The organism is Parvimonas micra, from assembly GCF_021300775.1.
Taxonomy (GTDB): domain Bacteria; phylum Bacillota; class Clostridia; order Tissierellales; family Peptoniphilaceae; genus Parvimonas.
The window spans coordinates 236,396-256,963 of record NZ_JAJTJP010000002.1 but is presented as its reverse complement, the minus strand read 5'-3'; the positions used below and the strand labels follow the sequence as shown (position 1 = coordinate 256,963).

Annotated in this window: 19 protein-coding genes and 1 pseudogene; 4 read left to right on the top strand and 16 right to left on the bottom strand. The window is 28.3% G+C overall.

The genetic code is table 11. The features are described 5' to 3' along the window. Positions 1-187: 187 nt before the first annotated feature. The 5 genes and pseudogenes from LW893_RS04475 to LW893_RS04455 form a co-directional block, all read right to left on the bottom strand. A pseudogene (locus LW893_RS04475) lies at positions 188-658 on the bottom strand (restriction endonuclease subunit S); the annotation flags it as partial. A gap of 41 nt (positions 659-699) precedes the next feature. Continuing rightward, positions 700-1,233, bottom strand: a complete 534-nt coding sequence (locus LW893_RS04470; protein ID WP_233056024.1) for a restriction endonuclease subunit S — start codon at positions 1,231-1,233, stop codon at positions 700-702. After that, a complete protein-coding gene (locus LW893_RS04465; RefSeq protein ID WP_233056023.1) occupies positions 1,220-3,004 on the bottom strand; it encodes an HsdM family class I SAM-dependent methyltransferase in 1,785 nt (594 codons plus the stop codon). The genes LW893_RS04470 and LW893_RS04465 overlap by 14 nt, the downstream gene beginning before the upstream one ends. A 3-nt stretch (positions 3,005-3,007) precedes the next feature. After that, positions 3,008-3,226, bottom strand: a complete 219-nt coding sequence (locus tag LW893_RS04460; RefSeq protein ID WP_233056022.1) for a helix-turn-helix domain-containing protein — start codon at positions 3,224-3,226, stop codon at positions 3,008-3,010. Between the two features lie 420 nt (positions 3,227-3,646). Continuing rightward, on the bottom strand, positions 3,647-4,762 hold the full coding sequence (locus LW893_RS04455; RefSeq protein WP_233056021.1) for an ATP-NAD kinase family protein: 1,116 nt from the start codon (positions 4,760-4,762) through the stop codon (positions 3,647-3,649). Positions 4,763-5,436: 674 nt separating this feature from the next. On the opposite strand from LW893_RS04455, the gene gcvT reads away from it, so the two are divergent. From gcvT to LW893_RS04435, 4 genes are all read left to right on the top strand, one after another. Continuing rightward, the gene (gene gcvT / locus LW893_RS04450) at positions 5,437-6,540 is read left to right on the top strand and encodes a glycine cleavage system aminomethyltransferase GcvT (RefSeq protein ID WP_233056020.1); all 1,104 of its coding nucleotides are present in this window, start codon (positions 5,437-5,439) and stop codon (positions 6,538-6,540) included. 26 nt (positions 6,541-6,566) lie between these two features. Further along, positions 6,567-7,910 carry an aminomethyl-transferring glycine dehydrogenase subunit GcvPA gene (gcvPA, locus tag LW893_RS04445; protein ID WP_233056019.1) on the top strand — a complete coding sequence of 448 codons (1,344 nt, stop codon included), beginning with the start codon at positions 6,567-6,569 and terminating at the stop codon, positions 7,908-7,910. Between the two features lies 1 nt (position 7,911). After that, positions 7,912-9,360, top strand: a complete 1,449-nt coding sequence (gcvPB, locus tag LW893_RS04440; protein WP_233056018.1) for an aminomethyl-transferring glycine dehydrogenase subunit GcvPB — start codon at positions 7,912-7,914, stop codon at positions 9,358-9,360. Positions 9,361-9,487: 127 nt separating this feature from the next. Continuing rightward, positions 9,488-10,507 carry an NADPH dehydrogenase gene (locus LW893_RS04435; RefSeq protein WP_233056017.1) on the top strand — a complete coding sequence of 340 codons (1,020 nt, stop codon included), beginning with the start codon at positions 9,488-9,490 and terminating at the stop codon, positions 10,505-10,507. Between the two features lie 60 nt (positions 10,508-10,567). Here the strand turns inward: LW893_RS04435 and LW893_RS04430 are convergent, their stop codons facing one another. The 11 genes from LW893_RS04430 to LW893_RS04380 form a co-directional block, all read right to left on the bottom strand. Further along, positions 10,568-11,254, bottom strand: coding sequence for a hypothetical protein (locus tag LW893_RS04430; protein ID WP_233056016.1), 687 nt, complete (start codon positions 11,252-11,254; stop codon positions 10,568-10,570). A gap of 15 nt (positions 11,255-11,269) precedes the next feature. Next, entirely contained in the window at positions 11,270-11,968 is a 699-nt protein-coding gene (locus tag LW893_RS04425) for a hypothetical protein (protein ID WP_233056015.1), read from the bottom strand. Between the two features lie 9 nt (positions 11,969-11,977). Continuing rightward, positions 11,978-12,418, bottom strand: coding sequence for a hypothetical protein (locus tag LW893_RS04420; protein WP_233056014.1), 441 nt, complete (start codon positions 12,416-12,418; stop codon positions 11,978-11,980). Positions 12,419-12,589: 171 nt separating this feature from the next. After that, the gene (locus LW893_RS04415) at positions 12,590-12,916 is read right to left on the bottom strand and encodes a hypothetical protein (protein WP_233056013.1); all 327 of its coding nucleotides are present in this window, start codon (positions 12,914-12,916) and stop codon (positions 12,590-12,592) included. A 63-nt stretch (positions 12,917-12,979) separates the two neighbouring features. After that, positions 12,980-14,572: an ABC-F family ATP-binding cassette domain-containing protein gene (locus tag LW893_RS04410; protein WP_233056012.1), complete on the bottom strand. Its 1,593-nt coding sequence runs from the start codon at positions 14,570-14,572 to the stop codon at positions 12,980-12,982. Positions 14,573-14,759: 187 nt separating this feature from the next. After that, entirely contained in the window at positions 14,760-15,374 is a 615-nt protein-coding gene (locus LW893_RS04405) for a hypothetical protein (protein ID WP_233056011.1), read from the bottom strand. An 18-nt stretch (positions 15,375-15,392) separates the two neighbouring features. Continuing rightward, entirely contained in the window at positions 15,393-16,637 is a 1,245-nt protein-coding gene (dcm, locus tag LW893_RS04400) for a DNA (cytosine-5-)-methyltransferase (protein ID WP_233056010.1), read from the bottom strand. A 13-nt stretch (positions 16,638-16,650) separates the two neighbouring features. Then, the gene (locus LW893_RS04395; RefSeq protein WP_233056009.1) at positions 16,651-17,274 is read right to left on the bottom strand and encodes a MutH/Sau3AI family endonuclease; all 624 of its coding nucleotides are present in this window, start codon (positions 17,272-17,274) and stop codon (positions 16,651-16,653) included. A 24-nt stretch (positions 17,275-17,298) separates the two neighbouring features. Beyond that, on the bottom strand, positions 17,299-18,132 hold the full coding sequence (locus LW893_RS04390) for a MutH/Sau3AI family endonuclease (protein ID WP_233056008.1): 834 nt from the start codon (positions 18,130-18,132) through the stop codon (positions 17,299-17,301). A 161-nt stretch (positions 18,133-18,293) separates the two neighbouring features. Further along, the gene (locus LW893_RS04385) at positions 18,294-19,604 is read right to left on the bottom strand and encodes an NCS2 family permease (RefSeq protein ID WP_233056007.1); all 1,311 of its coding nucleotides are present in this window, start codon (positions 19,602-19,604) and stop codon (positions 18,294-18,296) included. Positions 19,605-19,948: 344 nt separating this feature from the next. Continuing rightward, complete coding sequence (locus LW893_RS04380; protein ID WP_233056250.1) at positions 19,949-20,566, bottom strand: SAP domain-containing protein; 618 nt, start codon at positions 20,564-20,566, stop codon at positions 19,949-19,951. Positions 20,567-20,568 lie beyond the last annotated feature (2 nt).

Sequence of the window (20,568 nt, the reverse complement as noted above, 5' to 3'; positions counted from 1 at the left end):
TTATTATGTCTTGTTTTAATATCTTCTTTTCTCGATTTTTTAGTGCCCTAATCTTTCTTCTGTATCGTCAATTTTATCTTTTATTTCTTTTTACTTCTTGTAATATTTTTTCTTTCTTCATTTTTTGCTCTCATTTAAAATTTTGCACAAAAAAACGACTAGATTTTTATTTCTAATCGTTCTTGGTTTAAATATTATAATTTGCTATATTGCATTTTAATTTTAAGTTTTCTATATATCTTTCCATGTAATCCCAATCTGGAGTGTTGTCACTTTTTACTGGTAATTTGATTTTAGTTTTCTTTGCAATACTCCAATGTCTTGAGTACCCTAAGTCTGGTATATTAGCTAACCATGATGTCATAACGAAAAACAAACTATTTTTCGACTGAATTTTTGGAGATAAAACTTTAACATTATCAGTAACTGAAAAATTAGTTTCTATAATCCTCATCGATTTAGTATGATCGCCAAAGATAACATACATTGATTGTTCATCATTGACATAAAACTCTGGCTCATCATCAATATAACCTATGTTATTTTTATAAGAGCTCTCTGACGCATATACAGGTGTAATACCGAAATTTTTTTTATCGTAAATCACAACCTTATTTTTCACTGTCTTCGGTGAAAATAAATCCATTACATCGAACTCTTTCCATTTTGAAGTATCAACCTTATTTAATTTTACATTATTTAAATAGCTTGTAAGATTGCTTGTACTCTCTCTCTCTCTCTGGTTTCAAGCCTTTTTATAAAGCTTTCCATATACTCCCAATTTAATTCTCCATTAGTATCAATTGGTAGTTTTACTTTAATTTTTAAAGCGTCAGCTCGTGTAAATTTATTTACATAATCATAATTCATTAATGATGCTTTCTTCTTAAATATAGCTGTAAAAAATAATAAACTATATCTGTTCCATTTTTCTATATTAGAAATAGGTTTTACTACCTGAACATGTGAATATCCTACAAAATCATTTGGCTGATAAAATATGCTATCAGATGTTGTTGTATCACTAAATGTTATTACATTACCCTTTTCAGTGAGTTCGTAATTAGTATAACCACCTATACCATTATTAAAACTAGAATTAACTATTACTGGATTCTCTCCATCATCTTGCATTAAATCCTTATTTGTCAATCGATGATATTTTGTAGGATTTATAGTAAATAATTCCTTGATTTCAAATTCTTTCCATTCAGTTATATCAATTTTTTTCATTTTCTCCACCTACATCTAGCATGAGTTTACCATCTTTATATTCTGATTTATACAATACTTGATTTAAAAGTTTTTCATTAAATTCTTTTACGTCAATTTTTTCTTCAAACAGTATAAAATCTATAATGGTCTTTTTAAAATCTTCTTCATATATTTCAAAAGGTTTCTGTAGTTTTTGATATGATAAATATTCTTTTGAATCTATCCATTGGTGTGTATTATATTTTGTATCTACTTTTGTTCTTGCAACTTCTAGCCAATATTTTTCTATTTCTTTCCACTTATTTTTTATATCATGCCTACCTTGATTTTTAACTCTCTCAAGTCCATCATCTTCCATATAGCAAGCAAATATTTTTTTATCTTTTTGTGGTTTTCCAGTTTCAAAAACAAATACACTTGTTGTTACTCCAGCATCAAAAAGTTTTTCTGGTAATTTTATAATCATATCAAGAGTGTGTTTTTTCAGTAGTGAGTGCATTCTATCTTTTTCTAGTTTCTTATCTGGTAAAATAAATGCACATTTAGTACCAGCAGGAACATTATCTAGTACATTTGTAACTATTTTTTTACAACCATATTTTTTCTCGTATGGAGGATTCATCAATACTTTAGTTATGTTTTTTGACTTGATCCATTTACAAGCTTCTTTTTCTCTAGTATCATATTGTTCCAAATTTGTCTTACCGTCTTTATGAATAAGCATATTGGCACAAGCTAGGGCGAAAATTTCTCTATCAAACTCAATACCATAAAGTTTGTTTTGTTTTATATCTTCTGCTTCTTTTGTATTTATTCCTCCAACTTCTTTTATCATATTTGCCATTGCTTTTACTAAAAACGCTCCGCTACCACAAGTAGCGTCAAGTAATCGGTCGTTATAGGTTATCTCTAGTAAATCGTACATAAATGAAGTGATATGCTCTGGAGTAAATACTTGACCACTTTCGGACTTTTTCTTGTATCTATTAAATTCGTTAAAGAAAATGCCCATTACATCTTCGCCGTTCCAGTTATCTGAGTTTATGGACTCTGCAATTTCTATGATACAGTCAATAAATGTATTTATATCATCTTGATTTTCTACAATGTTCATTTTTATTTCACTGTACACCTCAAGCAAAATATCTATTTTAAGGTTTTGTTTTCTATGGTCTTGAAGAGATTTTGCTAGAGTATCATATATTTTATTTCTGAATGGTTCATATCCATTATCTTTGATTGCTTCAAGATTACCACCAAATCTTTCTACTACCAAGGCTGAAGCTGTAAATATCATTCTATGATATAAATTCTTAATTCCAAATTTAAAATGTAGTAAATCATTTATTCTTTTTGTTAGAGTGAAAATTCTATTTTTATCTATATAATTTTCTTTAAACAAATCAATATAGTATTGCTTGTGTTGAAGTTTATTAGCTACTCTTATGAGTTCCTTGTTTTTATATATAGCGATTTCTTTGCCATTGTACAAAATTCCAATTGTCTTTTTATATTTGCTTGAAATTATGTCTATATTTTTCATTAGCTCATCAATAAAAATTTGTTTGCTAATATCTCTTTCTTCTGATTTTGTTTCAAGGATTATTGCTATATCATTCATATTTTTAGGCATATACCAACCATCTGGCTTATCTGAATATCCCTTAAAGCCTAATTGATTAAAAGTAGTTATTTGTCCAGTACCTTGATTGATGTTTTCTTCAATTTCATCAAAGCCTAATATTTCTTTTGCATAATCCCTAACTTGATCTTCTGTCCTTAAAGTCATTTTCTATTCCTCTTCACTAAAATTATCTTCAAAACTAATAATATCATTAGGAGTGCAAGATAGAGCCTTACATATCCTTTCTAAATTCTTAAGTATTATTGGTTTATCCTTGCCCATTTGTGACATAACATTTGTTGTAAGTCCAGCCATAGCTATTACATCTGTTTTCTTTAGTCCTTTTTTTGCTAACTGTATCCATAATGGTTTATAAGAAATTGCCATATTATTACCCCTTATCCATTTTATTGTTAAGATATATTATATCATAAATAAGCTGATAATTCACTTTAGCCTATTTTATACTTGTATTTTGCGTTAGTATTTTTTAGATAGTCCTATTTTCAATGCTTCTCGTCTTACCTATCCAAACTGTTCAACACGAGTGGTATACCGGGAACTTTATTGCTTTACAACAAAAAAGACGATATAACTTCATCTTATATCGTCTTATATTTTTTATTTGATTTTCATATAACTAACCAAAAATAAATATTAGTTGTTAAATTTAAACACTTCCGGCCCTTGATATTCAAATCCACATTTTATTGCAATTTTTTTGGTAGCAATTTGTCTTTTATCACATTCAATAATCGCATTTTTCCCGACAGACTTGTTTTTTCTAATCCTTAAAGTCATTGATTTTTATTCATTATCAACTAAAATCATTTTTTCTCTTTCGTATCCGATTTTAACTCTATAATAACCTTTTAATTTTTTGTCAACTTCTTCATCCATTGTATATGCAACAAGATGTCCTGAAGTTATACTTTGTAATTTACCATTTGTAGCTATAATTATAATGTCCTTTTTGTCGATTTTTCTCAATACATTTGCACTTAATTGTTGATTTCCACGTCCAAATACATATCCTTGTCCACCCATTGGAGTTACAACAAGAATTGCTCTTTCATCACCAATTACTTCAAGAATATCTCTTTCACTACAATCTTTTCTTACAAGTTGTTTATTTTTGATTATATCAACACCTAATACAGTATATGGTAATCCCAATTCTTTCATAATGTACATAGGAGTTGTTCCAGATCCTATAATGTAAAAGATATCATCTTTCATATCATCAATTATATCACAAGCTATTGAAACTTGAGCGTCATTATCTGATTGAGGAGTTTGTGATTTCTTATTTTGTAAATATCTTTGATCAAAAGGTACTTTTAAATATCCGTAAAGTCTAACTTCTACTCTATCATCCCTAAAAGCTTCTTCATCAATATCAACAACATCTTTTTCAATTACAGGAAGCTCAACACCATTAATAACTTCATAAAGTAAACTTCCTGCTTGTTCAGGAGTATTACCATAAACTGGTGAGTGTATTTTCACTCCGGCAGGTACTCCTATTACTGGAATTTTATCTTCTACAACAGAATAAACATCTCTTGCAGTCCCATCTCCACCAACGAAGAAAATCAATTCGATTTCATTTTCTATAAAATATTTTAAAAGTTCTCTTGAGTCTGAAACAGAAGAATTTTCTTTTGCATTATAAACAACTTCATAATTCAATCCAAGTTCTTTACATTCTATTTCACCCATAAGACCACTTGCAGTATAAATTGTAAACTTGTCTTTTAACTCAACAACTTTGCTTAAAGCTTTTTTAGCTTTATCCGGAGCCTCTTGAACTGCACCAAGTGAGATTGCCTTTTCTAATATGCCCTCTCCATCAGTACCTTTAAGTCCTACTCTACCACCCATTCCGGCAATAGGGTTAACAAGAAATCCTATTTTTTTCATAATAACCTCCTATTAATCTATATATCTAATTATATCACATTTTTTATCCGATATTGACTTTATACCCTAAAAATTCTTATATAAAAAATTTTTTTCAATTTGACCAACGTTTTTATTTTTTTCGTATCTTTTTAGATAATCAATTTTATTAATAATTTGATTTATTCCATTAAAAATATAACTCATAATCTTGTTGACAATTAGTCACTATTTTTTGTATATTTTCACTTTTATAACACAATTTTCGTATAATTAAAAAATTTTTATAAAAAATTTAATATTTTTTGTAATTTTTTTTAAAACTTTTTAAAAAATTAGTAAATTTTATATCTCGTATAATTCTTATATTTTACATTATCATTTTACTATATCTAATTAAAATATATAAAAAATAAATTAAAAAAGTTTTTTAATTTTTATATATTTTCTAATTTTTTAGGGTATATTTTTTATATATTACTCATCTATAAGTTAAAATAAAAACGTTTTTATTTTTTTATAACTCTTTTTTGTTAATTTTTTAAATAATAGTTTTAGCTTAATAAAAGACTTTTTGCAATTTTGTAAAAACACTATTGTATTTTTTATTTTTTTATACTATAATTACATTAAGGAAAATGGGTTATCTTATTAGAAGGTAATTAATTTCCATTTAATTTAAGGAGGAATTAGATATGGCTGCACAAAAAACACCATTATACGAAAAACACGTTGCATATGGAGGAGAAATCGTTGATTACGCAGGTTGGTTATTACCTGTTAAATATGAAGGTTTAGCTCCTGAACACCATGCTGTAAGAAATGATGCTGGTTTATTTGACGTTTCACATATGGGAGAAATTACTGTTAAAGGTAAAGATGCTTTTGACTATGTAAATCATTTAATCACAAATGATTTAACAACAATTGGTGACGGACAAGTTATATACTCTTTATTATGTAATGAAAACGGTGGAGTTGTTGATGATTTATTAGTTTACAGAAAAGGTCAAGACGATATGTATATAGTAGTTAACGCTGCTAATACTGATAAAGACTTTGATTGGTTCTTAAAACAAAAAGGAAACTATGATGTTGAAATCAAAAACATTTCATCAGAAACTGCACAAATTGCATTACAAGGCCCAAAAGCTGAAAAAGTATTACAAAAATTAGCTAAAAATGTTGATTTAGCAAATGAAATAAAATTCTTCACTTTCAAAGAAAATGTTGAACTTGGAGATTGCGGAAAATTCTTAGTTTCACGTACTGGTTACACTGGTGAAGATGGATTCGAAATTTACGGAAATGGCGAAGACATGTGTAAACTATGGGATGAAATCTTAAAGATTGGTAAAGAAGATGGAGTTAAGCCTTGTGGTTTAGGATGTAGAGATACATTAAGATTCGAAGCAGGTCTTCCACTATACGGAAACGAAATGGATGACGTTATTACACCTCTTGAAGCTGGTCTTGGATATTTCGTAAAATTAAAACAAGAAGCTGATTTCATTGGTAAAAAAGTTTTAGCAAAAATTAAAGAAGCTGGACTTCCAAGAAAATTAATCGGACTTGAATTAAAGGGCAAAGGAATTGCTAGACATGGCACAAAAGTATTCAAAGGCGATAAAGAAATCGGATTTGTAACTACTGGTTACTTGTCTCCAACTCTTAATAAAACTATTGCTAATGTTATAGTTGATGCTGATCAAGCTGAAGTTGATAACGAAGTTGAAGTTGAACTTAGAAACAAAAGAGTTCCTGCTGTATTAATAAGCAAGAAATTTCTTAAAAAATAATTAAATTACTAGGAGGTAAATTCTATATGTATCCTTATATTTCTCTAACAGAACAAGATGTTAAAGATATGTTAGATAGCCTTGGTATTGACTCTATTGAAGATTTATTCTCAGATATTCCTGAAGAAGTAAAATTAAAAAGAGAATTAAATATACCAAAAGCAAAAAGTGAGTTGGAAGTATATAACTATCTAACTAAATTAGCAAGCAAGAATGCTTCATCAAGCGAATACCCTACTTTCTTAGGTGCTGGTGCTTATGATCATTATATTCCTGCTGTTATCCCAACAATTATTAGTAGAAGTGAATTTTTAACTTCTTACACTCCATACCAACCAGAAATCAGTCAAGGTACTTTACAATATATATTTGAATTCCAAACAATGATTTCAAACTTAACTGGAATGGATTATGCAAATGCTTCACTTTATGATCAAGGAACTGGTTTAGCAGAAGCAGCAATCATGACTGCACATCATGCTAAAAAGAAAAAAGTTTTAGTTTCTGAAGCTATTGCACCTTGGTCAAGAGAAGTTTTAAAAACTTACCTTCATGCACAACATTTAGAAATGGAAGTTGTTAAAACTTGTAATGGTGTAACTTGTATTGATGATTTAAAAGCAAAATTAAATGACGAAGTTGGTGCTGTTTTAGTTCAAAATCCAAACTTCTTCGGTAATATTGAAGATGTAACTAAGGTTTCTGAATTAGCGCATGGTATAAAGAAATGTTACTCAGTAGTTTCTGTTGATCCTTCTTCTTTAGGAGCTTTAAAGAAACCATCTGATTGTAATGTTGACGTAGTTGTTGGTGAAGCTCAATCACTAGGTATCCCTGTTTCATTTGGTGGACCATACTTAGGATTTATGGCTGTTAATAAAGAATTCTTAAGAAAGATTCCAGGAAGAGTAGTTGGACAAACTGTTGACAGAGACGGAAAGAGATGTTGGGTTCTTACTCTATCAGCCAGAGAACAACATATTAAGAGAGATAAAGCTACTTCAAATATCTGTTCTAACCAAGGTATTAACGTTTTGACTGCAGCAATTTATATGGATCTTTTAGGTAAAGAAGGTCTTAAAGAACTTTCAAAACAATGTATAAAGAAATCTCATTATCTTTATAAGAAACTTTTAGAAACAGGTAAATTCGAAAAAGTTTTTGATGCTCCATTCTATAAAGAATTTGCATTAAAAGCTAAAAAACCAGTTTGTGAATTAAATAAGAAATTATTTGAAAACGGAATTATTGGTGGTTTCGATCTTGGAAAATACTATCCTGAATTAGAAAATGTTATTATGTTTGCAGTTACTGAAAAACGTACTAAGGAAGAAATAGACAAACTATGTAAGGTATTGGAGGAAGCATAATATGAAATACGATAAATTAATATTTGAACTATCAAAACCTGGTAAAATTGGTCATAAATTACCAGAATTGGATGTTGAAGATGTATGTATTAAAGAGCTAATTCCTGCTGAACTATTAAATGATGGTGAAATTGATTTACCAGAAGTTTCTGAACCAGAAGTTGTTAGACACTTTGTAAATCTTTCAAATAAAAACTTTGGTGTTGATACTGGATTCTATCCATTAGGATCTTGTACAATGAAATACAATCCAAAGATTAATGAAGCTATGTGTGCTCTTCCAGGGTTTGCATTACTTCATCCAAATGTTCCTGAATGTGGAGCTCAAGGTGCTTTACAATTAATTTATGAACTTGGTGAAGCTTTAAATGAAACTTCAGGTATGGATGCTTGTACATTACAACCTGCAGCTGGAGCTCATGGTGAAATCACAGGTATTATGCTATTTAAAGCATATCATGAAAATAACAATGATTTCAAAAGAGATAAAATTATCGTTCCTGACTCAGCTCATGGAACTAACCCTGCAACTGCAACAATGGCAGGATACAAGATTATTGAAATTAAATCTGGTGCAAATGGTTTAGTTGACATTGAAGCATTAAAAGCAGCTGTTGGTGATGATACTGCTGCTCTAATGCTTACAAACCCTAACACTTTAGGTTTATTTGAAAAAGATATTCAAGAAATTACAAAAATCGTTCATGAAGCTGGCGGTTTAGTATATTATGATGGAGCTAACGCAAATGCAATTTTAGGACATGTTAGACCTGGAGATATGGGATTTGACGCAATCCACTACAATCTTCATAAAACATTCTCTACTCCTCACGGTGGTGGAGGTCCTGGTGCAGGATATGTTGGATGTAAAGATTTCTTAAAAGAATTCTTACCAGTTCCTATCGTAGTTAAAAATGGAGAAAAATATAACTTCTCTTATGACGTTCCTAAGACAATCGGTAAGATGAAAGACTTCTACGGACACTTTGGTGTATTAGTAAGAGCTTATGCTTATATTTTAGCTTTAGGATCTGACGGACTTAAGAAATCAAGTGATTATGCAGTATTAAACTCTAATTACTTAGCAAATAAATTAAAAGATTACTACAATCTTCCTGAAAATGTTAAATTCAAACATGAATTTGTACTTGCAGGATTAAAGAATCCTAACGGATTAGTAACTCTTGACGTTGCTAAGAGATTAATGGATATGGGATATCACCCACCTACTGTATACTTCCCATTAATCGTTGATGAAGCTTTAATGATTGAACCAACTGAAAGTGAATCAAAAGAAACACTTGACGGATTTGCAGAATCTATGATTGAGATTGCAAAAGAAGCTGAAACAAATCCAGAAGTTGTTCATGCAGCTCCTCATGACACAGAAATTAAACGTCCTGATGAAACATTAGCTGCTAAAGAATTAATATTAAAATATACAAAATAGTATAAATTTCTAAAAAGCTGTTATTTACATAACAGCTTTTTTATTGCTTAAAATATTTTTTTATCTTTAAATAGATAAAACATATTAAGGGTATAAGATAATAGCAAAAATAAATTAGGAGGTTTTTATGAGTAAACTTTTAAGTCCTATTCAAATAGGTAGACATATATTTAAAAATAGAGTGGTTATGGCTCCAATGTGCATGTTCCACAATAAAACTGTTGATGGAGTTTTAACAAAAGAACATTTTGATCATTATGTAGCAAGAGCTTTAGGTGGTGTTTCTGGAGTTATTATTGAGGCTACAATGGTTAATTCCAAAGGTGGAATAAGAAAAACTGATTTAGGTCTATATAACGAAACTCAAATGGAAGCATTTAAAGAACTTGTAGATAGAGTTCATAACTATGACTGTAAGATTGGTATTCAATTAAGCCATGCCGGAAGAAAAGCTGACGCAACTTATGATGATATCATTGCGCCAAGCGCAATTCCTTTTGCAGATGAAAAAGCACCAAGAGAATTAACAAAAGATGAGATTATATCTTTACAAAAAGATTATGTAAATTCTGTAAAACTTGCAAAAGAAGCTGGTTTTGATTTTGTAGAAATCCACGGAGCACATGGATATTTAATCAATCAATTCCTATCTCCCCTATCAAATCAAAGAACTGATGAATATGGTGGTAGTTTAGAAAAAAGATATAAATTTTTAGGTGATATCTTAAAAGAAATTAAAAATATAGATATTGATGTTCACGTTAGAGTTTCTGCTAACGAATATGATGAAAATGGAAATTCTTTAGAAGACATTATAAAGATTCTAAAATTTGCTAAAGAAGATGGAGTTGTTTTCAATAGCATTTCAAGTGGTGGAGTTGTTCCAAAAAGTCCGTTAGTTTATCCAGGATATCAAGCTGAATTAAGTAGAGAAATTAAAAAAGCAAATCTTTCTGTATCTGCAGTTGGACTTTTAGAAGACTATGGATTATGTGAATATTTACTTCAAAGTGATGCCTGTGATATGATTTACCAAGGAAGAACATTACTTAAAAATCCAAACTGGGTTTATTGCGCAGGAGCATATTTTAAGGAAGAAAATCAAATAGAATATCCTCTATACTCATATTCTGTAATTAAATTTTAATAAAACAAAAGTAGCTTATATTTATAAGCTACTTTTTATTATATATTCTATTCAATTTAGCTACAATTTAATAACTTTGTCATTTCCCCAACCATACCATGGTACATCATGTTCTAGGTAATATCCATGTATTTTATTTTGAGTTATAATCATTATAAATGGTATTAATGACTTTATTATAAATATAATGATATAGATAAATAATTCTGTATAATTAATCATACCATTAAAATCTGTAAATGTTCTATAAAGAAACCATGTATTAACTAATATATTAAATAGTGTTGCTAATGTTGCAGATATAATATTTATTTCAACTTTTGAATTGTATTTTTTTATAAAATATAATGCTAATAAAGAAATATTGTAAACGACAATGGGCTTGTCATTTTTTCTGTAAATCACCAATGATTTTCTACTATAACTTGAACGGTCTTTAACACTTCCTAATGAACTAAACCAAACGTGACTCACAGAATTTATCTCTTCAAATGGAACAAATAAATCTATTTTTTTAAGATATATTCCTTCCTTACAAATATATAATTTCCAAGTAAAAAATTCAAAATACCATATAAGAACAATTGAAATAATGAAAAAACAAATATTTAAATATTCTACCTTTAACCATTTAAAATCAAATGTAACTTTATTAACTCTATCTATTGAATTTATACTAGTTAAAAAAATAGCAAAAATAAACAAAATAAATCTATAATAAATACTATGAAATTTTATCTTTTTCATAACTCTCCTTACTACTTACAATTGAATTACTTTTGAGGAATTTTTGTTATATGCATTATCGTGAAATAAGTATTTCCCGTGTTTTATATTTTCATATTTGACCATTACTAATGGTACTAATGTCATCTTTATAATATATACAACAATATAGCTAAGAAATAGCTCTATTTTTATAAATTCTATTTCCCTTGAAAAAACACTATAAAGTATTCCAAAATTAAGAGCTATATTAAAAATTGTAGCAAATGTAGCAACAATAATATTGGTTTTAATGCTAGGTTTTAAAATTTTTATTGTATATAAAGCAAATAATGAAATATTATAAATGCAAATTGGTTTATTATCTTTTCTGTAGATTACTAAAGATTTTCTATTATAAAAATATTGTTTCCCGTTAGGTCTTATACTCCATTCATTAATCCAGACATGGCTTACAGCATCAACATCTTCCCAAGGAATGAGTAAATCTAGTTTTCTTAGGTATATTCCTTCTTTACAGACATAAAATTTCCAACCAACAAAAGAGAAAATTATTGTAATAGCAATAAAAATTCCAATGAAAATATAATTTAATTTCAATAATTTTATATTAAAATTATAGAATTGTATTATTGAATTTTTATCAGCTATTATCATATTTATAACGAGAATGGCAAAAGCAAATATAAACAATATAAACCTATAAAAAATGCTATGAAATTTAATCTTTTTCATATCCTCTCCCTAGTCTTTCTCATCAAAATTAATAGTATGAATTTTAATATTATACCTTTTAGTATCCTGTTTTAAGTTTCTTACCAATTCATCACTTGCTTTATCTCTACCGAAAAAAAAGGCTGTCCTCTTTCCATTTTTAAATTCAATAGTTAGCATATATCTGCTTCCATTTAGTCTTACAGACCTAATTCTGTCAACTTCAATTGATCTTATCTTTTTTAAAGGTATAACTCTATTTAAAAAATAGAAAGCATTGTGTATATAAAAATTTCCATTTGAAATATGATAAGGTCTAAAAACACTTCCCCCACTTCGAAGTGCTATTGAAATTCTACGAAATATTATAATGAAAAAAATAACAGTAAGAAATATCATAGCATTTCTTGTATTACTATGTTGCAACATGTTTTCAAATCCTATCCAAAAATACCTAAAAAAATCAGACATAATAAAAGTCTCCTTAATTTTTTAATCTATACAATATTATACTATAATTTTAAAATATTTAAAATAATTCCCTCACTTCCACGATGCTTTGCATCAGGTGAGTGCCCAGAAACCTTGTTATTTCACAATAAAAAACCCGAGAATTCTCGGATTTTTTCATTTATACTAATATTATTTTTTAGATTTTTTTACATCTTTATACACGAAAATTAAAAGCGGTACAAAAATCCATATTATTGGAATTGTATAATAAATAATTGTAGTGATTGTATTCAAAAATGGTGCTTTTTCTATGAGTTCTTGGTCACTATAAGGCAATCCAGCCACCACACTGAAAACAAGCAAATAAAGGCAAAACAATGACCAAATACCAAGTAGCACAACTACTTTAACCATAGTGTATTTCTTATTTTTAGAATCAAGCTCAACATCTTTATTAGCAATTATTTTTTCTTCATTTACTTGTTCATTTTCTTTTAAATTACTATCAGTTGCCATTTTTACCTCCTTAATGAAATTTTTAAAAAAATCCGAGTATAACTCGGATTTGTTTTTGTTATATTATTGACCTTCAACAAATCTATCAATATATTCTTGATAAGTCATAAGTCTATCTTCAAAGATATTGTCTTCAATATGGATAATTCTATTCGCAATGGTATTCATAAATTCAGTATCATGACTGGCAAATAAAATATTTCCTTTAAATGCTTTAAGTCCATTATTCAAACTAATAATGCTTTCAAGATCCAAGTGGTTTGTTGGTTGATCTAGAATTAGAACATTAGAATTTTTAAGCATCATATATGATAACATCATTCTAACCTTTTCTCCCCCTGAAAGTTTTTGAGCAGGTTTTAAAGCTTCATCTCCTGAGAATAACATTCTTCCTAAAAATCCTCTAATATATATTTCAGATTGTTCTGTTGAGTATTGTCTTAACCAGTCAATCAAATTATATGGAGTGTCTTTAAAGAATTCAGTATTATCCTTTGGAAAATAAGATCTTGAAGTAGTAACTCCCCATTTAAAATCACCACTATCTGGTTCAAGCTCTCCAGCTAAAATTTTGAAAAGAGTTGTAATAGCTAATTCATCACCGATAAAACCAATTTTATCATTTCTATTAACCATAAATGAAACCTTATCTAAAACAAGTCTTCCTTCAATAGTCTTTGAAATTTCATTAACTTCTAAAATTTGATTTCCAACTTCTCTTTCCATTTCAAAACCTACAAATGGATAACGTCTAGTTGAAGGTTGAATATCTTCAACTTGAATTTTATCAAGTAATTTCTTACGGCTTGTAGCTTGTTTTGACTTACTCTTATTAGCAGAGAATCTTGCGATAAAGTTTTGTAATTCTTTAATTTTATCTTCTTTTTTCTTGTTTTGATCTTTTAACATTTGTGCTGCAAGTTGGCTTGATTCATACCAAAAATCATAGTTTCCAACAAAAACCTTAATCTTTTTAAAGTCAATATCAACCATATGAGTACAAATATTATTTAAGAAATATCTATCGTGACTAACTACGATAACTGTTCCCTCATAATCCATAAGGAAATTTTCAAGCCATAAAATACTCTTAATATCTAAGTCGTTTGTAGGTTCGTCAAGGATTAAGATTTCTGGATTACCAAAAAGCGCCTTTGCAAGTAAAACCTTAACTTTTTCTTTACCTGAAAGCTCACTCATCTTTTTCTCATGTAATTCAGTTCCAATTCCTAGACCTTGTAATAATGAAGAAGCATTTGCCTCTGCACTCCAACCGTCCATATCAGCAAATTCAGCTTCAAGCTCTGAAGCCAAAATTCCATCTTCATCTGAAAAATCTTCTTTTGCATAAATTTCTTCTTTTTGTCTCATGATTTCCATTAGACGAGCATTTCCCATAATTACAACATCTATTACTTTTTCATCTTCAAACTTAAAGTGATCTTGTTCCAAAAAGCTCATACGAGTATTTGGCTTAATAGAAACACTTCCTGTATCCGGTTCAAGTCTTCCCTCTAAAATTTTAAGAAAAGTTGACTTTCCTGCGCCATTAGCACCAATTACTCCATAGCAGTTTCCTGGAGTAAAAGATAAATTTACATCATCAAAAAGTTTTTGTCCTTGAAAACTCAAACTTAAATCTATTACATTAATCATTCCTTCACCTCATAAAAATATTAATTAATTCTGTACTAAACATAGGTTAAATTATACTATATTTAGCTTAATTAATCAACTTTAAGTAAGTTATATAATAAAAAATCCACAATATAATTTAAAATATATTGTAGATATTTTTAAAATATAACTTTAATAGTATTTAATCACAATTTTGATTATCCGCCTATTTAGCTTTATCTTTTGGAAGATACTCCTTAATATCATTAACAAAGAATGACAAGATATCTCCTTTTTTCAAACCTTTTCTTTTTTGTCCCATATCATTTCTAATTTCAAAAATAATTTCTTCAAGTATAAAAAGATTATCCGTTGGATCTCCTGTTTGATTTTGACTAACTTCTCGAAAAGTAAGCCACTTTTTTATTACTTCACTTGAACCCCATAATGTTAATTTTTTAGAAAAACTAAACATGTCATCTAACATTTCTTTCTCATTATATTCTTTGTTCTCTTTCACAAACTTCTGAGTTTTGTAAACCATTTCGATAAATTCTGAATAAGGTTCTTCCTTTTTCTCATATAAATATCTTTTAGTATTTTGACGGTACTCTAATATTTTGGATATTATCGAACTAATAACAACTCCCAAAACTGATAAACTTCCAGTTATTAATGCGACAGCAACAACAGCATCCATTTTTGATGCAACTTGATTAATCCAAATAAAAAAAACTCTTATATATCCTATTAAAATTTTTCCAATCAAAAAAATACCTGCACAAAATAATACTAATATAATTACATCTTTGGTTTTTATAAATATGTTTTTGTTCAACATAACCCCTCTATTTAACTCCTACTCTTTCTCTATTATTTCTTTCAATAATGGTTCTATTCTTGAAATTATACCAGTTACCAATGCATTTCCCATCATAAAATATCTATTTCTTGTTGGCATTGTATTTGTCCAATTTATCGGAAACATTTGGATAAGCTCACACTCTATAGGAGTTAATATCCTATACTCTTTTATTTTTTTATCAAATATTATATGTGACGATCTATTTGTTGTTCCTTCACTAGTAAGCATTGTTCTTGCTGGTTCATTTAAATTTTCCGGAAAAGCCATTGATCCTTCACTGTATATATAAGAATGTCCTGTGCTTGATTTTCTTTCTATTCTTTTTGCACCTTTTAAATATTTCCATTTTTCTAATTTATCATTTTTTACAATATAATTTTCTAGATTTTCATTAAAATCATTTGCTTGATTTATAATATCAGATAAAGTAAATTTTTCTTCCTCTATTGGCGTTATATTAGCGTGTGTAACTTTACCTTCTATCATTACTCCGCATTCTAAAAATTTCCCATCTTTATAATTATTTGAAATATCAACAGTATCTCCATATGATTTTAAATCTATTAATTCTATATCAGTAATTGGTAAAACTGGAAATGTTTTATTAAATACATTTTCTGTATTTAAATTAATATTAGTTTTATTTATTGTCTTAGCAAATTTACTTGATTTTTTATAAGCAAAAATAAAAATTCTTCTTCTTTTTTGTGGCATTGAATAATTTGCAGCGTTTATCACTCTCCATTGAACATCATATCCCAATTCATCAAATGTCTTTAACATTATAGCAAAATCTCTACCTCTTTTATTAGCAGGTGATTTCAATAGTCTATCAACATTTTCCAACAAAACAAATGGTGATTTTTTTTCAATTAGAACATCTTTAATATCCCAAAATAGAACTCCTTTTTTCCCTTCAATCCCTTTTTCCTTAGAAATAGATCTAGCTACAGAATAATCTTGACATGGAAATCCACCTACTAAAAGAGAATGGTTAGGAATCTCAGATTTATTCACTTTATTTATATCAACATTAGAACTATTCTCTTCTCCAAATCTAGTTGTATAACAATTAAAAGCATGTTGTGTTTTTGTTGATGGCTCATATTGATTAGCCCAAACAAATTTCCAATCTCTATTTTCAATTGCTCTATTATCAGAGCCGAAAGACTTTATGTTATTTAATCCAACTCTAAATCCTCCAACTCCAGCGAATAGTTCCGCTACAGTTAATTCCATCTATTTAACTCCTTTAAATATCTTTAATAATATTTTTTATATAATCGTTATTTAACCAGAAACATTGATTAGTCATTTTATCTCCGTTAGGAAGCTCATCCATGTCTGATTCACTACCATTCCCAAATCTTATGCCGTCTATCAAATAAGCACTCTTACTGGAATGTGGTCTTAAATGAAAAATTTTTGTTTCCGTTTTTTTAGGCAAATCATTTTCTACAATCTGTTTATTATCTTTCAATTTTTTAATATTAAAGTTTATTCCTTCAATAAATTTATTTTTGTAACAATTCCATTCGAATTTTCCTATACTTTCAAGTTCTTCAATTGGCATATTCCAAAATTTAGAACCTGATAAAATAAAATTGCCTTCCTCATTTTCTCTAAAAACAACAAAAAGAAATCTTGTTGTCTCAAAGAATTCATACTCATAAGAGTTTTCAAAATCTTGTTTTATAAGTTCTTTAATTTTAATTTTAGGGAAAGACATGCTTTCTTTAGGTTTCCCATTTCTTTGTACCCTTATTGTTTTAATAATTATATTAGCTTTTTGAAATTCTTCTGAATTATCTGTATTTACACCTAACATTCTATTTACTAATACTTTATTTATTTGCTTTGATTTTGACTCAGTCAAAAGATTAAATGCTCTATATAATTCCTATTCACTTCTACCAACATATAGATTTATTTTTGATAATATCTGTGCATCAAATTCACCATGTTTCAAATCTTCTTCGCTAAAAATAGAGTCATAACCCATCAACTCTTCTTGAACATAATTATTTAAAACATAAGTCATATATGATTGTTTTAATGAAAAAGCTCGTCTTTTTGCTAGAATATCTTTATTATAATATTGAGGCTTTAAACTTTTTGCAGCTGTTGAACCTTTTGTACATGCACCTAAATACTTTGTATCACCCTCTGATAATTTATGTGCATTACCAGATATTATTTTATTTACAATTGTTTTATAATCATCAAGTATTATTTCTAAATCTTTAGAACATATCTTACTATAAATATTATATAAATTAACAAAATCAATATTATGTTCTGTTCTTTTTTGAGATTTTATCCTATGATACCAAATCATTAAAATTTTGCTAATTTTTTTCTCTAAATGAGACCCTTTAAAATCACTTTCTATAGGTTCTGTATTTGGAATCATTGTTATAACTAGTCTTTCCCCAGCCTTAATACCTTTTCTATTTTTTTCATAAGGAGTAGCCTTTAGTTCTACACCCGCTTTTTCAAAATCAGGTTCAGGACTACTATTTGGTCTATATAAGAAATAATGTTCTTCTAACAAATTTCCTAAAGTACCTTTTCCTTTAGGATTATTGTAATATTCTATTTTATTTTTTAATTCATCCCCTTCAAAAACTCTAGATAAAACATCTTCAAAAGTTAAACCTAAAAGCTCCTGTGAATATCTAAATATATCTTTTGGATTAGAATCATCATAAGGTAAAATTTTGTCTTTTTTCATTTTCATATCTCCTTATTAAAAACCAAATATATTTTCACTAAAACATTTTTGTTTAATTATATCATATTTATATAATTATATCTATTTACAAAAATATTATAATTATAATTATTAATAAAAAAAGGATTGAAATTCTAACATTTCAATCCTTATATTTTTTATTACATAAATGCTTCTGCTACAAATTTTAAGATAAATAGTAGAGCTAAGATGTAAACAACTGGAGAAGCTTCTTTTCTTCTACCTGAAACTAGTTTTAATACTGCGTATGAAACAATACCAAATACGATTCCGTTTGCTATTGAGTATGATAAAGGCATCATAATGATAGTTAAGAATGCTGGTAATGCTTCTGTATAGTCGTCAAAGTCTATTTTCTTAACTCCTGTAATCATAAATAATCCTACTACGATTAATGCAGAAGATGTTGCATATGTTGGAATTATAGAAAATATTGGTTGGAAAATTAAAGCTAGTAAGAATAGAAAAGCTGTAACAATTGCTGTAAGTCCTGTTCTACCACCTTCAGCAACTCCCGCTGCACTTTCAACGAATGTAGTTACTGTTGATGTTCCAAGCATTGCTCCTACTGTTGTTCCTGCTGCATCAGCAAAAAGAGCTTGTCTAGCTTTTGGCAAATTTCCTTTTTCATCTAACATATCAGCTTTTGAAGCAACTCCTACAAGAGTTCCAACTGTGTCGAATAAGTCAACAAATAAAAATGCAAATAATGCTACAAACATTTCTGTTGATAAAGCTTTACTAAAATCAAATTTCATAAAGATTGGTGCTATGCTTGATGGTTTTCCAATAACTGCTTTTGGAAGTTCAGAAACTCCACATATTATTGATACTATTGTTGTAGCAATCATACCAAATAAAATTGCACCTGGAACTTTTTTTACAAGTAAGAAAATAGTAAATAAAATACCAAAAATTGTAATTAATGAAGTTGCACTTGTGATTACACCTAAATCTAAAGGTATTCCCTTTCCTTGTTTTACAAGTCCTGCTTGATATAAACCTAAAAATGCTATAAATATACCAATACCTGCACTAACTGCTTGTTTAAGTGAATATGGCATGGCATTTACAATCATTTCTCTTACTTTTGTAAAAGTTAAAATTAAAAATACAATACCTTCCAATAAAACTGCTGTTAAAGCAAATTGCCAACTATATCCTTTACCAATTACAATTGTATAAGCAAAGTAAGCATTTAATCCCATACCTGGAGCTAATGCAAAAGGATAATTAGCAAGTAGTGCCATTAATACCGTTCCTACAAAAGATGCTATTGCTGTTGTTGTAAAAACAGCCCCCTTATCCATTCCGGCTTCAGATAAAATTGCTGGGTTTACAACTAATATGTAAGCCATTGTCATAAATGTAGTAATACCTGCTAGAACTTCTGTTTTGACACTTGTTTTGTGTTCTTTAAGTTTGAAAAAATTTTCAAAAAATGTGCTCATAAATCCTCCTAAAAAATATTTTTGCAAAACAAAAATAACCCCTAAAAATAAAAACAACTAAAAACAAATGCCCAAAAAGTAGGATTCAAGCGAAACCTACCTTCTGGGCTTTTCTCCCTTAGGTGTAGTGCATTGCACCTGCACAGCTTGGACCAGCAAGAAAAATTCTTCGGAACCCTATGTGCACTTTCTCTTACGAGTTACTATTATTACATTAATATAATATCAGTAACAAAAACATTTGTCAATATCTATTTATTAGCTAATATCCTAATTTTTAATTTTAAAAATAATAATAAGTCTTTTCGAATTAATATTCCTTTATTATACCGATTAATAGGTATTTATTTTAGATATTCTTTTACTTTACAAGAATATTTATCCAACAATTCTCTCGAATATTTTTTTTCATTTTTTGAATCTCTAACCTCTTTCCAAAGAATAGAGGCAACTTTTAATTTATTCGAATAGTCTAAACTAGATTTATCAGAGCAAAAGTCTTTTAAAAATTGATTCCATTCACATACTGAATTATCATACTTTGCATAATCCGATTTTCCATAATACACATTTAGCATATCTTGAATTGTAAAATTAAAATCTTTATCTTTTTTTACTTTTCTCCAAGATGTAGCCATATCAGCATTAAATTTAAATGGTGAAATTCCAGTTAAGCTAGAAAAGTATTCTCTAAACTTTGCATTAAAGGAAAAACCGCACTCAAGCAATGGCGTATCTAAAGTAATATTTTCCACTTTCTTCTTTTCTTTTTTTATTACAGTCTTTTTAATGACATTTCCTTTAAAATACTCCTCGATAGTACAATTAAGTTCTTGTTTTGTACCTCTATATTCTAAACCTAGTAATTTACATATTTGAGAAAGTTCTTCACGATACCAATAATATTTACAAAATTCTTCAAAGGATTTAATTTCCTGAAACTCCGGTCTTTTTTCCAATATTT

What these genes read in the sequence shown, in the direction of transcription:
- LW893_RS04420 (WP_233056014.1), bottom strand. Translation starts at nt 12,418, where the DNA reads ATGTCTGATTTTTTTAGGTATTTTTGGATAGGATTTGAAAACATGTTG.
- gcvPB (WP_233056018.1), top strand. Translation starts at nt 7,912, where the DNA reads ATGAAATACGATAAATTAATATTTGAACTATCAAAACCTGGTAAAATT.
- gcvPA (WP_233056019.1), top strand. Translation starts at nt 6,567, where the DNA reads ATGTATCCTTATATTTCTCTAACAGAACAAGATGTTAAAGATATGTTA.
- LW893_RS04465 (WP_233056023.1), bottom strand. Translation starts at nt 3,004, where the DNA reads ATGACTTTAAGGACAGAAGATCAAGTTAGGGATTATGCAAAAGAAATA.
- LW893_RS04405 (WP_233056011.1), bottom strand. Translation starts at nt 15,374, where the DNA reads ATGTTGAACAAAAACATATTTATAAAAACCAAAGATGTAATTATATTA.
- LW893_RS04415 (WP_233056013.1), bottom strand. Translation starts at nt 12,916, where the DNA reads ATGGCAACTGATAGTAATTTAAAAGAAAATGAACAAGTAAATGAAGAA.
- gcvT (WP_233056020.1), top strand. Translation starts at nt 5,437, where the DNA reads ATGGCTGCACAAAAAACACCATTATACGAAAAACACGTTGCATATGGA.
- LW893_RS04410 (WP_233056012.1), bottom strand. Translation starts at nt 14,572, where the DNA reads ATGATTAATGTAATAGATTTAAGTTTGAGTTTTCAAGGACAAAAACTT.
- LW893_RS04425 (WP_233056015.1), bottom strand. Translation starts at nt 11,968, where the DNA reads ATGAAAAAGATTAAATTTCATAGCATTTTTTATAGGTTTATATTGTTT.
- LW893_RS04390 (WP_233056008.1), bottom strand. Translation starts at nt 18,132, where the DNA reads ATGAAAAAAGACAAAATTTTACCTTATGATGATTCTAATCCAAAAGAT.
- LW893_RS04430 (WP_233056016.1), bottom strand. Translation starts at nt 11,254, where the DNA reads ATGAAAAAGATAAAATTTCATAGTATTTATTATAGATTTATTTTGTTT.
- dcm (WP_233056010.1), bottom strand. Translation starts at nt 16,637, where the DNA reads ATGGAATTAACTGTAGCGGAACTATTCGCTGGAGTTGGAGGATTTAGA.
- LW893_RS04460 (WP_233056022.1), bottom strand. Translation starts at nt 3,226, where the DNA reads ATGGCAATTTCTTATAAACCATTATGGATACAGTTAGCAAAAAAAGGA.
- LW893_RS04455 (WP_233056021.1), bottom strand. Translation starts at nt 4,762, where the DNA reads ATGAAAAAAATAGGATTTCTTGTTAACCCTATTGCCGGAATGGGTGGT.
- LW893_RS04435 (WP_233056017.1), top strand. Translation starts at nt 9,488, where the DNA reads ATGAGTAAACTTTTAAGTCCTATTCAAATAGGTAGACATATATTTAAA.
- LW893_RS04470 (WP_233056024.1), bottom strand. Translation starts at nt 1,233, where the DNA reads ATGAAAAAAATTGATATAACTGAATGGAAAGAATTTGAAATCAAGGAA.
- LW893_RS04385 (WP_233056007.1), bottom strand. Translation starts at nt 19,604, where the DNA reads ATGAGCACATTTTTTGAAAATTTTTTCAAACTTAAAGAACACAAAACA.